Annotated in this window: 13 protein-coding genes; 5 read left to right on the top strand and 8 right to left on the bottom strand. The window is 65.4% G+C overall.

The window, feature by feature from the left end:
* Positions 1-26: 26 nt before the first annotated feature.
* Together AAF184_20870 and AAF184_20875 are read left to right on the top strand one after the other, a co-directional pair.
* Complete coding sequence (locus AAF184_20870; GenBank protein MEO0424802.1) at positions 27-1208, top strand: MFS transporter; 1182 nt, start codon at positions 27-29, stop codon at positions 1206-1208.
* Entirely contained in the window at positions 1205-2029 is an 825-nt protein-coding gene (locus AAF184_20875) for a phytanoyl-CoA dioxygenase family protein (GenBank protein ID MEO0424803.1), read from the top strand. Before AAF184_20870 ends, AAF184_20875 begins: the two co-directional genes overlap by 4 nt.
* 6 nt (positions 2030-2035) lie before the next feature.
* Here AAF184_20875 and AAF184_20880 read toward each other — a convergent pair whose 3' ends face one another.
* A complete protein-coding gene (locus AAF184_20880; protein MEO0424804.1) occupies positions 2036-2365 on the bottom strand; it encodes a multidrug efflux SMR transporter in 330 nt (109 codons plus the stop codon).
* A gap of 136 nt (positions 2366-2501) precedes the next feature.
* Here AAF184_20880 and AAF184_20885 point away from each other — a divergent pair, with 136 nt between their 5' ends.
* Complete coding sequence (locus tag AAF184_20885; protein MEO0424805.1) at positions 2502-4532, top strand: molybdopterin-dependent oxidoreductase; 2031 nt, start codon at positions 2502-2504, stop codon at positions 4530-4532.
* A gap of 18 nt (positions 4533-4550) precedes the next feature.
* Here AAF184_20885 and AAF184_20890 read toward each other — a convergent pair whose 3' ends face one another.
* Genes AAF184_20890 through AAF184_20905 form a run of 4 tightly spaced genes read right to left on the bottom strand, consistent with a single transcriptional unit; the run spans position 4551 to position 10518 of the window.
* Complete coding sequence (locus AAF184_20890; GenBank protein MEO0424806.1) at positions 4551-6158, bottom strand: NAD(P)/FAD-dependent oxidoreductase; 1608 nt, start codon at positions 6156-6158, stop codon at positions 4551-4553.
* Positions 6159-6212: 54 nt separating this feature from the next.
* Positions 6213-7586: an aspartate aminotransferase family protein gene (locus AAF184_20895; protein MEO0424807.1), complete on the bottom strand. Its 1374-nt coding sequence runs from the start codon at positions 7584-7586 to the stop codon at positions 6213-6215.
* Between the two features lie 41 nt (positions 7587-7627).
* On the bottom strand, positions 7628-9154 hold the full coding sequence (locus tag AAF184_20900; GenBank protein ID MEO0424808.1) for a CoA-acylating methylmalonate-semialdehyde dehydrogenase: 1527 nt from the start codon (positions 9152-9154) through the stop codon (positions 7628-7630).
* Between the two features lie 23 nt (positions 9155-9177).
* Entirely contained in the window at positions 9178-10518 is a 1341-nt protein-coding gene (locus AAF184_20905; GenBank protein ID MEO0424809.1) for an aspartate aminotransferase family protein, read from the bottom strand.
* A gap of 151 nt (positions 10519-10669) precedes the next feature.
* On the opposite strand from AAF184_20905, the gene AAF184_20910 reads away from it, so the two are divergent.
* Positions 10670-11221, top strand: a complete 552-nt coding sequence (locus AAF184_20910) for a cupin domain-containing protein (protein MEO0424810.1) — start codon at positions 10670-10672, stop codon at positions 11219-11221.
* Positions 11222-11250: 29 nt separating this feature from the next.
* Here the strand turns inward: AAF184_20910 and AAF184_20915 are convergent, their stop codons facing one another.
* The 3 genes from AAF184_20915 to AAF184_20925 all read right to left on the bottom strand — a co-directional run bounded on the left by AAF184_20915 (position 11251) and on the right by AAF184_20925 (position 13860).
* On the bottom strand, positions 11251-11955 hold the full coding sequence (locus tag AAF184_20915) for a GMP synthase (protein MEO0424811.1): 705 nt from the start codon (positions 11953-11955) through the stop codon (positions 11251-11253).
* 13 nt (positions 11956-11968) lie between these two features.
* On the bottom strand, positions 11969-12439 hold the full coding sequence (locus AAF184_20920; GenBank protein MEO0424812.1) for a cupin domain-containing protein: 471 nt from the start codon (positions 12437-12439) through the stop codon (positions 11969-11971).
* A 62-nt stretch (positions 12440-12501) separates the two neighbouring features.
* Positions 12502-13860 (bottom strand): glutamine synthetase family protein, encoded by a 1359-nt coding sequence (locus AAF184_20925; protein ID MEO0424813.1) that lies wholly within the window; start codon positions 13858-13860, stop codon positions 12502-12504.
* Positions 13861-14098: 238 nt separating this feature from the next.
* Between AAF184_20925 and AAF184_20930 the strand changes: the two genes are divergently transcribed.
* Positions 14099-14980 (top strand): NAD(P)/FAD-dependent oxidoreductase (locus AAF184_20930; GenBank protein ID MEO0424814.1); only part of this gene is annotated, 882 nt, incomplete at its 3' end.

The following is a 14980-nucleotide window of genomic DNA, read 5'->3' on the forward strand; positions in this document are numbered from 1 at the left end:
CGCCGCACGCATTCTGAGTCGTCACGATGGGCACCCCGGCACCGAGCAACCCCTTCGACAACTGGCGCGCCATGGGCATCTCCCTCTACATGGTGCTCGTCGGCTACGGGGTGCTGGTCGGCATCCCGGTGATCAGTTCCGCCTGGGTCAACCAGCTGGGCTTCTCCGAGGTCGAGGTGGGACGCGTGGCCGGCGCAGATCTCGGCGGCCTCTCCCTAGGCGCGGTGCTGACCTCCCTGACGATTGCGCGGTTCAGTCGCCGCCACCTGACCCTGCTCGGCATCGTGATCTCCGTTGCCGCGAATGGCCTGTGCACGATCACGAACGCCTACGAGCACGTGCTATGGCTGCGTTTCGCGAGCGGTATCGGTAGCGGCATCTACACGGCCGTCGCGGTGGCAAACCTCGGTGCCACCTCGCGCCCGGCTCGGGCCTTCAACTTCGCCCTGTTCGCCTTCGCCTTCTCACAGGCGGGTGAACTCGCCGTTCTGCCGCTGCTCTCGATGAACGGTATCTACCTGGTGTTCATCGTGAGCTACCTGCTGACGCTGCCGTTTTTGGGTTGGTTCCCTGCGCACCGCAAGCGCGCCGCGAAAGACGAGGGAGCATCCGGGGAGGGGGATCGGCCGCCTATTCCTCGCTACCTGCCATGGATGGTGCTCGCCGCGATCGGCGTCACCTACATCAACATCGGCGCCTACTGGACCTACATCGAACTCGCCAGCGCTGACTCAGCGGCCGATCCGGACTGGGTAGCCCGCGCCCTGGTGCTAACCTCGTTCTTCTCTGTACTCGGTTGTCTGTTCGCCACGCTGATCAGTAATCGCTTCGGACTGGCGCGGCCGCTGATGATCACATTGGTTCTACAGGCGATCGTCGTGGCGATGTTGGCGAATGGCGTCGATAACGTGAACATCGTCGTCAGCTTATTCAGTTTCAACTTTCTCTGGGTGTTCATCGATGTGTACCAAATGGCGAGCGTGGCCAACGTCGATCCCGATGGTCGTTACTCAGCGCTCATGCCAGGGGCCCAGGGCTTGGGTCAGATCATCGGCCCCAACATCGCCGCGTCCGTCCTCGCCGGTGGTTTCGGCTACCACGGCGTGTTCATCCTATGCGCGAGTGCGTCGATCCTGGCCTTGCTCATCTACGCGATCATGTACTCGCGACTGCGGGAATCCAGCCCGGCGCTGGCCGATGCATCATGAGCGGCGTGGGTGCTGAGCCGAACGGGCTGGTCCCCTCGCTCGACCCTTCGGTCTCTGCCGAGGCCGTTGTCGCGGCGCTGCGGAGCACCGGTGGAGTGGTCGTCCGTGAACTGGCCGATGCGCCGGTACTAGGCGCCATACTGGAGGAGCTCGAGTCCCCCTTCGCCGACCACGGCGCCGACGCCGCCAATGACTTCAACGGTTATCGCACCCTGCGTGTCGGCGCCATCCTCAAGGAGTCGCGCTCCTCGGCGGCATTGATCGCCCACCCTAGGGTGCTGGCCGTGGCCGACGCGCTGCTGCTGCCGCACGCCAACAGCTATCGCATCGGCAGCACTGAAGCGATCAGGATTCTGCCCGGGGAGACCGACCAGGTGCTGCACCGAGATGTGGACGAGCTGTACCCGATCGAACTGCCAGGCGTGGAACTGCAGATCTCCGTGATGTGGGCCCTAACGGAGTTTACGGCTGCAAACGGTGCGACCAGGATGGTACCCATTCACGACGGCCGCAGGATCCTGGCCGCTCCGAGCGATGAGGGTGATGTGGTTCAGGCCGTCATGCCTCCAGGATCGGCGCTATTTTACCTCGGCTCCACCTGGCATGGCGGCGGCGCGAACACAACGAGTAGCCCGCGCACAGGACTGATCAATACCTATAGTTTGGGATGGCTGCGCCAGGAGGAGAATCAGTACCTCAGCGTGCCTCGGGAGCTGGCGCGCAGCTTCCCCGAACGCGTGCAACGGCTGATGGGGTACCAGAGCGATGGCCGCTACCTGGGGGTGTATCCAGGTGACCCCGACGGCAACTGGGATGCCTGATCGCGCTCAGGCGGTATGTGATGCCGAGAATAGCTGGATTACGATCACCCCGATGATGATCAAGCCCATGCCTAATAGTGCAGCAAGGTCTGGAATCTGGCGGAACCACAGGGCGCCGACGGCGGCGATCAGCACGATGCCGACCCCCGACCAGATCGCGTAGGCAACCCCCACGGCCACGTACTTGAGCACGAGCGATAGGAAATAGAAGGACACGCAGTAGCCGATGACACAGATGCTGCTCGCCAGAGGATGACTGAATCCGTCCGAGGCCTTCAGCGCGATGGTGCCGGTCACCTCCGACAGGATGGCGATCGTCAGATAAACCCAGCCCATGTTCTCTCCCTGTCAGCGCTCGTCGGGCGTAAGCGGTGGCCGATGGTATCACCCGGTGATCCGGGTACCCGCAAGCCCCCCTTCAAGCGGTAGCATCATAGGGCAACCCGAGGCCTCAACGATTGCAGGAACTACCATGACCACCCCGATGTCCCCAGCCCGCGCCCCAGCGACCCGGCAGACGGTCTGCCCCTTGGACTGCGCCGATACCTGCAGCCTCGAGGTCACGGTCGAGGAGAACCGCCTCACCCAGGTCCGCGGCGGCAAGGGCAACCCCTTCACCCGGGGTAAGGTCTGCGCCAAGGTGGTGAAGTCCTTCCCGGCCCAGGTCCACGGCGACCTGCGGATCCGCCGGCCCATGCGACGCGTCGGCGACGGCTTCGAGGCGATCAGCTGGGATGCGGCGCTGGACCTCATTCACGCCCGCTTCAGTGACGTTATTCAACGCTGGGGCGCACAGGCCATCGCACCGCTCTACTACGGTGGCCCGATGGGGTTGCTGGCCAACGGCAGCATGGACAAGCGCTTCTTCCATCGCCTCGGGGCATCGAAGGTGGATGCCTCACCCCTGTGCGCCGGCACCTCCAGCGCCGCCTGGGAGACGGTATTCGGCGATGCCGGCGGGATCGACTTTCAGGAGCTTCGCGATTCGCGCCTGATCATCATCTGGGGCAACAACGTCACGGCCTGCAATCTGCATCTCACCACGATCATCCGCGATGCTCAGAAAGGCGGGGCCAGGGTGGTGGTGGTGGATCCCAAGCGCACCCGTATCGCCAAGGGCGCGGACCTGCATATCCCCTTGCTCCCGGGCACGGATGTGGTCCTGGCCTACGGCGTCGCAGCGCTCCTGGAGCGCGACGGTGGCCTCGACCGGCCGTTCATCGAAGCGCACACCCACGGGGCAGCACAATTCCTCGACGAAGCACGTCGCTACGATGTGGCCCGTGCTGCCGCCCATTGCGGCATTGCGCCCAACCTCATCGAAAGCTTCGCCGAACTCCTGCGCACGCACCGCCCCGCCGGCATGAGCATCGGCGTGGGCCCCGAGCGCAATCGCAACGGCAGCGCCGGACTGCGCGGCGCCTTCTCGCTCATGGCCTTGACCGGCAACATCGGCCCCCAGGGCGCCGGCGTGTGCGAAACCTCTCGCTTCTTCGCCGTCGATCGCGACGCGCTCTCCCGCCCGGACCTCGCTCCGGCGGGCGTACGTACCCTGAACGTCATGGACATCCCGCGCTTGGTGCTGAAGCCTGGTGAGGAGACGCCCCTGCGGGCCCTGTTCGTCTACAACCACAACCCCGTGGCCGTACACCCACGCCAGGACCGTATGCGCGAGGCACTCCTGTCGCAGGACTGCTTCGTGGTCGGCAGCGACGTGAGCATGACCGACTCCATGGATTGCTGCGATCTGGTGCTGCCCGCCCCGACACACTTCGAGTATGGCGATCTCTACAAGGCCTACGGCCATCGCTACCTGCAACGTACGCAGGCCGTGGTGCCCCTGCAGGGTGAAGCGCTCAGCAACATGGCACTGTTCCGTCGCCTGGCAGCCCGCTTCGGCTTCGATGAGCCCTGCTTCCAAGAGAGCGATGAGGAACTCGCCGCGAAGGCCCTGGAAAACGGCGCCAGCGGCCTCGCCGACCGCGCCCTCGATCGCGCCCTCGACATGCAGGACCATGCGCAAGCGGCGATGCTTCGCGGCACCGACTGCACCACCCCCAGCGGGCGGATCGAACTGTACAGCGAGGCGATGCAAGCCCACTGCGGACAGGGCCTGCCGAGCTTCGTCGAGCTGGAGGGCAAGCGCGCCTTCACCCTGGTGACGCCCGCATCGGAGCACCGGGTGAACTCGACCTTCGGCGGACTCGCCTCGCAACAGGAGGACGTGCGCTGTGAGATCCACCCAGCGGATGCGCACGCCCACGGGATACAAGATGGCGGCGCAGTGATGCTCTACAACGAGCTCGCCGAGGTGCAGCTGCGTGCCCGCGTGAGCGAGGACGTGCGCCCCGGCACCCTGTTCGTCCCGAAGGGCGCGTGGATTGCCGACTCCCCCACGCACAACACGGTCAACGCCTTGCTCGCCGACCGCCGCGAGCCGGCGATCGGCGGTGCCTGCTATTACGACTGTCAGGTGGACCTGCGCAGCCTGCCTGGCGGGTAACGCAAGGAGGCTGAGCGCTCAGCCGACCGTAGCGCTGCGGACTGCCATCGCGGCCAGCACTTCGTTGGCCGTGCGCTCGCCGCTGCGCAGGGCTCCCTCGATGAAGCCCTGGAAGGCCAGAGCCGTATGCTCGCCCGCGAAGTGCACCGCACCCTCGCGGGCGGACTCGATCCCGCGCAGGGTGGTGAACTGTCCCACTTCGTAGCCCGCGTACGACCCCAGCTGGAAGGGTTCGCTCGGCCAGTGCGAGCGCAGGGCGCGCCCGTTCCAATCCGCCGCGACGCCTGGGAACAGGCTGTCCACGTCGTTGACGAAGTTGCTCGCCTGCTCCGCCGTCGATCCCGTGCCGACCGCAACGCCGCGATCGCCCCCGGTGAAACTAAGCAATACGCCGCTCTCCCCAGGTTGCACCGCGGATTGCTCCCACAGGATCTGGAAATCGCGGTCGGTCTCGGCGCCACCGGAAGCGCCCAGCTCCCGCCACACCTTGCCGTTGGTCTGCACGGCGAGCTTGCTGTTGGTTCCCATGCCCAGCGTGTTGATGGCGACGCGCTTGCGCGCGCCGAGCGCCAGGTCTGCGATATCGAGGGTGCGCAACACGCGGAAGGGCAGGGTCATGACCACGCGATCCGCCAGCACCTCCCGCGCGCCCGCGGGGGTCTCGAAGTGCAGGCGCGTGGCCTCACCTTCCGTCGCTGCACGCACCAGGCGATGCTCGGTCACGACCTGATCGCCAAGGCGCTCCGCGAGGATGCTGGCGAGCTGGTCGTTGCCGCCCGCGATCTGGTAGACGCCGGGACCGAACTCCTCATCCGAGGCGCTCGCCGGACCGCGGCGCGCCAGTGCCCGCTGCAGCAGCTCGCGGTTCGGATGGGCGTGCCGCGTGCCCAAGCCGAGCAGTGAGAAGGTGTAGATCGTGTTGATGGCGCTCAGCCGATCCGCCTCGATACCGAAGGTCCCCGTGGCCAGGGAGCGCGCGTAGCGGCCGGCCAGGGAATCGGCGCCACCCTCGAGGCGCAGGTTCAGGTAGTCGGTGACGGACAGGCGGTCCAGGGCGCGGCTCGCCGGCGTGTTCAGGTCGTAGCGCGTGTCGGGGCCGAAGAGACGCTCGTCGCGAGATGCGGCCACGATCAGGGGCACGAAGCTGCGCAGGAGCTCCGCGTAGGTGTAGCGTTGACCGTCGAACTCGTAGAGGTAAGCGAAGCCGTCATCGTTGGCGAAGCGCGCCTCGAGGCTGAGGCCAAACTCCTCGACCAGGCGACGCACCGTGAAGTGGATCGAGTCGATGGCCTCGCCGCCCCGTTCGGAGATCTGCAGGGGGCCGAAGGTCTCGCGATCCGTGAAGACTCGTCCCCCGAGGCGGGATGACCCTTCGTAAACCGTGGCCAGCACCCCGGCCTGCTGCAACCGGTAGGCGGCGATCAGCCCTGCAAGGCCACCACCGACGATCGCAATCTCTTGGGTCTCGCGCCGTGCCGGCAGGGCGACGGCGGGCGCAACGGCACCGAGCAGGCCGGCGTAGAGCGTCGCCTGACACCAGGCGCGGCGTTGGAGGTCGGGCGCGGCCTCGGCGACAGTGCGGCGCGCATCGTCGATGAACGCGGCGGGGGGGATCTTGGACTGCATCACATCGCCTCCTTGCAACGTTCCGAGCACATCCTTGAGCGACGTCGGCGTCTCCTAGAAGACGACCGCCATCGTCGCATCGAGGGCCGCGGCTGCCTTGTTGACCAGCTCATCCGCCTGCGATTTGCTGAGGGGGAATGGCGGCGCCACCACCATCGTGTCGCCCACGGCCCGCATCACCAGGCCCGCTTCGATCGACTGGTCGCGGCACACGGTGCCGACCCCTGCATCCTTCGGAAAACGCTCCAGCGTGTCCCGGGACTGCACCAGCTCCAGCGCCCCCATCAAGCCGACCATGCGGGTCTCTCCGACCAGCGGGTGTTGGCCCAACTGGTTCCAGCGCTCCGCCAGGTAGGGCCCGATGTCGTCACGGATGCGCTCGACGAGACCCTCGCGACGGAGGATCTCCAGATTGGCGATGGCCACGGCGCAGGACGCGGGATGGCCGGAGTAGGTGTAGCCGTGGGCGAACTCACCGGCCCTCTCGATCAGCACGTCCGCGACACGCTTGCCGATCAGCACACCGCCGAGGGGAAGGTAGCCAGACGTCACGCCCTTGGCGAAGGGCATCAGATCGGGCTCCACCCCGAAGTAGGTCGAGCCGAACCACTCCCCGGTGCGTCCGAAGCCGGTGATCACCTCGTCGCACACGAGGAGGATGTTGTGCTTGCGGCAGATGCGCTGGATCTCCGGCCAATAGGACTGCGGTGGGATGATCACCCCGCCCGCGCCCTGGATCGGCTCGCCGATGAACGCGGCCACCTTGTCCGCACCGATGCGCTCGATGGCGGTTTCCAACTCGCGCGCCATCGCCAGACCGAAGTCCTCCGGCGAATGGCGCCGATCGCTATCGAACCAGTACGGTTGCTCGATGTGCTCCACCCCAGGGATCGGCAAGCCTCCTTGCTTGTGCATGGCGGACATGCCGCCGAGGCTGGCGGCCCCCACCGTCGAGCCGTGGTAGGCGTTCTTGCGAGCGATGAAGGTGTGCTTGCCTTCGTAGCCCATGAGATCCCAGTAGGTGCGCGCCATCCGCAGCACCGTATCGTTGGCTTCCGAGCCGGAGCCGGCGAAGAACACGTGCTCGAACTGGGGCGGTGTCAGCTCGTTCAGCAACGCCGAGAGATCGACCGCTGGCACGTTGGTGCACTGGAAGAAGCTGTTGTAGTAGGGCAGCTCCGTCAGCTGCCGGGTGGCGGCCTGCACGATCTCCTGGCGACCATAGCCCACGTTGACGTTCCACAGGCCGGACATGCCATCGAGGATCTGCCGGCCATCCGCGTCGTAGATGTACACACCCTCGGCGCGGGTGATCAGGCGCGTGCGCTTCTCACCGAGTTCACGGTGATCCGTGAACGGGTGCATGTGATGATGGTGGTCGAGCTGTTGCCACTCATCGACGGTGCGTTCTCGGGTAGCGTCGTCCATAGCCATCCTCAATTGCGCCGGGTGTGCTGATGATCCTTGCGCTAGTTACTCGGGAAGGTAAAGCGTGCTGTCTCGCGCACGCCGCCCGCCGGCCACCGCTGGGTGATGGTCTTGCGTCGCGTGTAGAAGCGGATCGCATCGGGTCCGTAGGCGTAGAGATCGCCGAACAGGGAACGCTTCCAGCCACCGAAGCTATGGCAGGCGACGGGGACGGGCAGGGGCACGTTGATGCCCACCATCCCCACCTGGATCCGGTCGGCGAAGTAGCGGGCAGCCTCGCCATCGCGGGTGAAGATGCAGGTACCGTTGCCGAACTCGTGATCGTCGATCAACTGCATGGCCTGCTCCTCGGACTCGACGCGCACCACGCAGAGCACCGGACCGAAGATCTCCTCCTGGTAGATGCGCATGGCGGCGGTGACGTGATCGAACAGGCAGGGCCCCAAGAAGTAGCCCTCCTCGTGACCATCGACCACCAGCGTGCGCCCGTCGCTCACGAGCGTCGCACCCTCCTCGACGCCGAGGTCGACGTAGCCACGCACCTTCGCAAAGTGCTCCTTGGTCACCAGAGGTCCCATGTCGTTGGACGCGTCGACACCGTTGCCGATGCGCATCTGGCCGATGCTCTCGGCCAGCTTGGCGACCACGGCATCGGCCGTCTCATTCCCCACGCACACGGCGACGGAGATCGCCATGCAGCGCTCGCCGCAGGAACCGAAGGCGGCCCCCATCAGCGCGTTGACCGCGTTGTCGATGTCCGCGTCGGGCATCAGGATGGCGTGGTTCTTGGCGCCACCGAGCGCCTGAACGCGCTTACCGTTGGCAGTGGCCTGGGTGTAGATGTACTCGGCGATCGGTGTGGAGCCAACGAAGCTCACGGCCTGCACGCGCGGGTCGTTGAGCAGCGTGTCCACCGCTTCCTTGTCGCCATTGACCACGTTGAATACGCCGTCCGGCAACCCCGCCTCCTTGAGCAGACGCGCGCAGATCAGCGACGCGGTGGGGTCCTTCTCCGAGGGCTTCAGTACGAAGCAGTTGCCGGCCGTGATCGCCATGGGGTACATCCACATGGGCACCATCGCCGGGAAGTTGAAGGGGGTGATGCCGGCGACCACACCGAGCGGCTGGTGTTCGGACCAGCTGTCGATGGCGGGCCCTACGTTCTTAGTGAACTCGCCCTTTAGCAGCTCGGGCATACCGCAGGCGTACTCCACCACCTCGACCCCGCGCTGGAATTCACCGAGGGCGTCGTCGATCACCTTGCCGTGCTCTTCGGTGATGGACGCGGCGATCTCCTCGGCGTGCTCCTCCAGCAATTGCTTGAAGCGGAACATCACCCGAGCGCGCTTGAGGGGAGGCGTGTTGCGCCAGCCTTCGAAGGCAGCCTCGGCGGCGGCGATGGCCTGCTCCACGGTACTGGCCGGGGCGAGGGACACCTCGCGCACCACCTGGCCCGTGGCCGGGTTGGTCACCGGTGCGGTACGTCCGCCGTCGGCCACGAATTCGCCGTTGATGAAGTGACCGAGCGCGTCAGCGCCGGTGAGGGGAGCTACAGGATTGGAACTCATGGGTCGATCTCTCCGGCGTGGTCTTAGGCGGTGGTGGTGATGACGTGGCGAATGCGCTCGAAGGCGCGCTCCCAGTCGGCCACCTTGGAGTTGAGGAAGGGGGAGAACTGGATGATGTCGAGGCCATTGCGCACGGCGATGTGCTCTTCGACGAAGCAGCGCTTGTGCACCTCCAGACCTCGTGCACCCGGGGCGCCCGGGCGCGGCGCCAGCTCGATGGCGCCCATCAGTCCGATGTTGCGCACGTCGATGACATTCTCCAGGTCGGCGAAGCTGTGGATCAGCTCCTCGAAGGGCTTGGACAGGGCGGCGGCCTGATCGAAGATCGCCTCCTCCTGCAGCACATCGAGGGTGGCAAGGCCAGCGGCGGCGGCCACCGGGTGGCCGGAGTAGGTGTAGCCGTGGAACAGCTCCACGGCCGCGTCCGGCCCGCGCATGAAGGCGTCGTAGATCTCCTCGCGCACCAGCACGGCACCCATGGGGATCACCCCGTTGGTGAGGCCCTTGGCCGTGGTGATGATGTCGGGCAGCACACCGAAGCGCTCGGCGCCGAAGGAGGCGCCCGTGCGGCCGAAGCCGGTGATCACCTCATCGAAAATCAGGAGGATACCGTGTTCCGTGCAAATCTCGCGCAGGCGTTCGAGGTAGCCCACGGGCGGCGGCAGGATACCGGTGGAGCCGGCCGCCGGCTCGACGATCACCGCGGCGATGGTGTCCGGGCCGTGTAGCTTGGCGATGCGCAGCAGATCGTCGGCGAGGTGGGCGCCCCACTCGGGCTGACCGCGGGAGAAGGCCGTGTGCTCGAGATCGCAGGTGGTGCGCATGTGATCCACGCCGGGCATGAGGTTGGCGCTGAACATCTGCCGGTTGGCCACGATACCGCCCACGGACATGCCGCCGAAGTTCACCCCGTGGTAACCACGTTCTCGACCTATGAGACGCGTTCGCTGACCGTTGCCGTGGCAGCGGTGGAAGCCGAGGGCGATCTTCAGCGCCGTATCGACCGACTCGGAGCCCGAATTGGTGAAGAAGGCCCGGGTGAAGCCCTCGGGAGCCATCTCCGTGAGCTTCGCAGCCAGCTGGAAGGAGCGGTCGCTGCCCACCTGGAAGCTCATCCCGTGGTCGAGGTGAGCCACCTGATGCTGCACGGCCTCGACGATCTTCGGGTGGCAGTGGCCGACACCGACGGTCCACAGGCCTGAGAAGAAATCGTAGATCTGCTCGCCGTGGGCTCCGGTGTAGTGGTGCCCCTTGGCGCCCGTGATGATCCTGGGCTTGCGCTTGAAGTCACGGTTGGCCGTGAAGGGCATCCAGAAGGGATTGACGTCGAACTGGTCGGTCAACTCGGCGATATCAGCGCTCATCGGACACTCACTCCAGGCAGGGGGAGCTTCAGGAGTCTAGTCCCGGCCCACCGCGTTAAACAATTAGTTAAACCGACCAATACAAGCCATTGAATTCACTGCGGAGCGAGCTCAAACTGTTCAATATCCTAAACACCAAGGCCTCCTGCAGATGGAAGACACCTCGGTTGGCGTGCGCCTGCGCGCGATTCGCCAGCGCCACCGCTTGTCCCAGCGCGAGCTGGCCAAGCGCTCCGGCGTGGCCAACGCGTCGATCTCCCTCATCGAGAGCGGCAAGCTCAACCCCACGGTGAGCATGCTGAAGAAGGTGCTCGACGGCGTCCCCATCAGCCTCAGCGAGTTCTTCAGCGACACCGAGGAGACCCAGGACAAGGTCATCTTCCGCGCCTCAGAGCTGACCGAGATCGCCGACGGCGGCATCTCCTTCCGCCAGATCGGTGCCAACCTCAGCCATCGGGCGATCCAGTTCCTCCACGAGAGCTACCAACCAGGCGCGAGCACCGGCAAGCACCACCTGCGCCACGAAGGCGAGGAGTGCGGTCTGGTGCTGGCGGGGCGCCTCGAACTCACCATCGACGGCGTCGCCGAGATCCTGCAGCCGGGCGATGCTTACTACTTTGAGAGCCATCGGCCGCACAGCTTCGCCAACCCCGGCAAGGAGCCCTGCGAGCTGATCAGCGCGTGCACCCCACCGACGTTCTGAGCCCCGAGAGCTGCGAGCAGCGATCCGGGTCACTGGCCCCGCAGGAAACGCACGATCCACGCCGCCACGCGAGGGCCCTCGGGCATCGTCGCCAGGGACTCGAGGCCACAGCGGTAGGTCTGCGCTCCCACCGATTCGCCGCGCAGCTCGATCAGCGCGCGCGAGTAGCCTGTTTCGAACTCCGGGTGGCCCTGGAAGGTCAGGATGTGTTCGTCCACCTGTGTCACGGCGACGGGGCAGAAGTCGCTGCCGGCCAGCACCTCCATACCATCGCCGAGGCTCACCACCTGATCCTGATGGCTCACGAGGATCCTGAATTGCGCCTCCCCACCGTCGTGCCACGGGGGCAGCGAGGTGAAGGTGGCGCTGTGGATGCCCACACCCCACCCACGCTCGGACTTCTCCACCGCACCGCCGAGGGCGATCGCCACGAGCTGGTGGCCGAAGCAGATGCCGACGAGCTTCTTACGCGCTGCGTGCAGCTCCTGGACGAAGGCGATCAGCTGCTTGATCCACGGTAGATCGTCGTAGGCGGAGAACTTGCTGCCCGTAATGAGGTAGGCATCGACCTCGTCTATCTCGTCGGGGTATTCCCCATGCTCCACATCGTAGTCGCGGAACTCGAGGGACGGATCCACCTCACCGAGGAGGCGGTGGAACATCTGCGGGTACTGCCCGAAGTGCTCCGCGAAATCCGGGCGCACCGTGTCCGTGCGAAGAATGCCGACGCGCATGGAGCGGCTGCGCCTACTCTTCGTTGTAGGCCGTCGTGTCGACGACGATCAGCTCGCGGTATGCCTCGGTCATGTCCCAGGTGCCCTTGAACCCCTTCGGCAGCATGAACATGTCGCCGGCTTCGTAGGTCATCGCGCGGCCCTCATCGTCGGTGAGCACCAGCTTGCCCTTGAGCACCACGACGAACTCATCGTAGGGCAGGGGCTCCTCGAGGATCAGCTTGGCCGGACCCGCGTCCCACACGGCAACCGTGTTATCACCCTCGAAGAGCAGGCTCTCGCTGTTGCCGAGGACGCCACTCTCGACGGGCGTCCAATCGATGTCGCCGAGATCTTCCAGCTCCATGGTGTTGAGGCCATGCACGGTCCACGGCTTTGGCGGCGCCACGGCCTCATGGCCATCGGCGTGTGCCGCCCAGGGAGTGAGCGTCGCGACGCCTGCCAGCAAGGCCAGAGCCGAACGAACGAATGGATTAGCTAGCATCGATGAAATTCCTCGAGACATCGCTGCACTACCCGCCTCGCAGACAGCGCAGACGACAGAAATCAGATGGTCCAGCCCAGCTGCTCGCGTTCCCACACGGGCACCTTCTCCTCGAACTCGAGGCACTCGTGCTCCTTCATGGCAGCAAACAGCTGGACGAATTCTTCGCCGAATACCTGCGCAGCTTCCTTGCTGGCACGCAGGCTGGCGATCGAATAGTGGGGGTGTCGAAGAAGGGCGAAGGGTGCATCGTAGGCAGACTTCTCGACCGCCGCCGTCGGCATAATCTCCTGCTTCATGCCCAGATACCCGCAGGCCAGACTACCGGCGATCGCCAGGTAGGGATTGACGTCGGCACCGGCGAGGCGATTCTCAACCCGTCGCGCCTGGGCGCTCGCCAAGGGCACGCGCAGGCCGACGGTGCGGTTGTCGATACCCCACTCCAGGTTGATCGGCGACGCCCAATGGCTGTTCAGGCGGCGATAGGAGTTCGGGTAGGGCGCGAAGAGCAGTAGAAAGTCACGCAAGTAGCGCTGCAGGCCACCGATGTAATGGCCGAAGCGCTCGTGCGCTTCACCGTCGGCCGCGGAGAAGACGTTGTGGCCTTCGCGATCGTAGACGGACTGGTGGATGTGGAACGCGCTACCCGCCGCATCTTCGTGGACCTTCGAGAGGAAGATCACCCGCAGATCATGCTTGGCCGCCACGTGGCGGATCGTGCGCTTGAAGTGGAAGACGTCGTCGGCGAGTTTCATCGGATCGCCGTGATCGAAGTTGACCTCGAACTGGCCCGGGCCGAGCTCCTGGGACAGGGCACCGGTTTCGATGTCCTGCTTGCGGCATGTGTCTTCGAGTTCAGTGAAGAAACCCGAGAGCTCATGGAAGCGATCCGTGCCGTAGGGATCGATGAGATCTTCGAGATCATCTTCGTCCTCGGCGACCTGGCGCGTCCGCGACCAGGGATCCTCGTTGGCGGGCACGACGTAGAACTCTACCTCTGGCGCCACCACCGGCTTCCAGCCCTCCTGCTCGTAGAGAGACAGGATGCGCGCGAGGGCAGCGCGGGGCGCCGCGCCGATCAGATTTCCGTCGTCATCAATACAGTCCATGATGACAATCGCCGTGGGCTCCGGGGTCCAGGGGATGCGGCGTATCGTCGATAGGTCGGCGCGCAGGGACATGTCCCGGTCGCCGACGTTGTCCTTGCCGAGGTGGAAGGAGCTGTTCAAGGTCTGGGAGAGGATCGCGTACGGGATACGCGTGCCCACGCCCTTGAATTGAGAGACTGGTTGCACCTTACCTCGACCGATACCCGCCATGTCGGGCACGGTGGTTTCGATCCGCTCGATACCGTTTGCGCGCAGCCACTCAAGGGCCGACTCGAGGGTGGCCTCCGCTGGGCCGGCAGTCTCGACGTTCATAAATCTCCCGACGATTCCTTGCAAACTCGACGATGACCATTGGCGAAGCACCGATCCTCTCGTCCTATAGGCGTAGGCGGACGGAATTCCTACGGCGGACGCGACCGATCTTGAGAAGCCTGTAGCCGGCAGCGCAAGCACCAGGAACGGTGACCGCTGTCAGCGTGTAGGCATGGAAGACCGCACTCTGGGGCCCTCACTAGCGTACGGGCTGGCTCCTGGAAAGACTAACTCTCTCGTGCAGCGATACGACACCATCGTCGTTGGAGCAGGCCACAACGGACTCGTCTGTGGTGCCTCCCTCGCCAAGGCAGGACAGCGCGTACTTTTGCTCGAGGCCGGTGACGGCCCGGGCGGGCTCGCCAACACCTACGAATTCCACCCGGGCTACCGGGTCTCCCTCGCCCATTCCATCGCCCACTTCTCCTCCACCGTGGCCGAGGAGCTGAAGCTGTCGAGCTTCGGCTTCGACGACGCGGCGGAGCCGGTGGCACTGGTCGGACTCGATCGCGACGGTGAGCACGTCACGATCGCCGACGGCAAGATGTTCGGCGCGAGCGATCAGGACTGCAAGGCCTTCGACACCTTCGCTGCGGACCTGCAGCGCTTTGCGAGCGCCCTGGCCCCCTTCTGGGAGAAAACGGTGCCTCGCCTGAGCGACCGCTCCTTGCGCGGTCTCTCCACGTTCGCCCAGCTTGGGCTCAAGCTGCGCCGCCTTGGCAAGCAGGACATGGCCGAGTTCCTGCGCATCGCATCTCTGTGTGCCCGCGACCTGGTGGACGAGCGCTTCGAGCAGGAACTGGTCAAGGCGATGCTGTGTTGGGACGGACTGATCGGCGCCCGCCTGGCGCCGCGTTCACCGAACAGCGCCGTACTCGCCATGCTCTACCGCGCGGGAACGGACTTCCACGGCGCCCATCGCGTGGGCAAGGGTGGGGTGCGATCCCTGATCTTCGCGATCGCGGCGGCGGCGGAAAATGCTGGCGTCGACATCCGCTACGAGAGCCCCGTCGCCAGGATCGAGCTCGAGAGCGCCGCAAACGGCCTGAAGGCCACCGGCGTGGAGCTCGCCTCCGGGGAGAAAATCCTGGCAGATCGCGTGGTCTCCGCCACCGACCCG

The organism is Pseudomonadota bacterium, from assembly GCA_039815145.1.
GTDB lineage: Bacteria > Pseudomonadota > Gammaproteobacteria > Steroidobacterales > JBCBZW01 > JBCBZW01.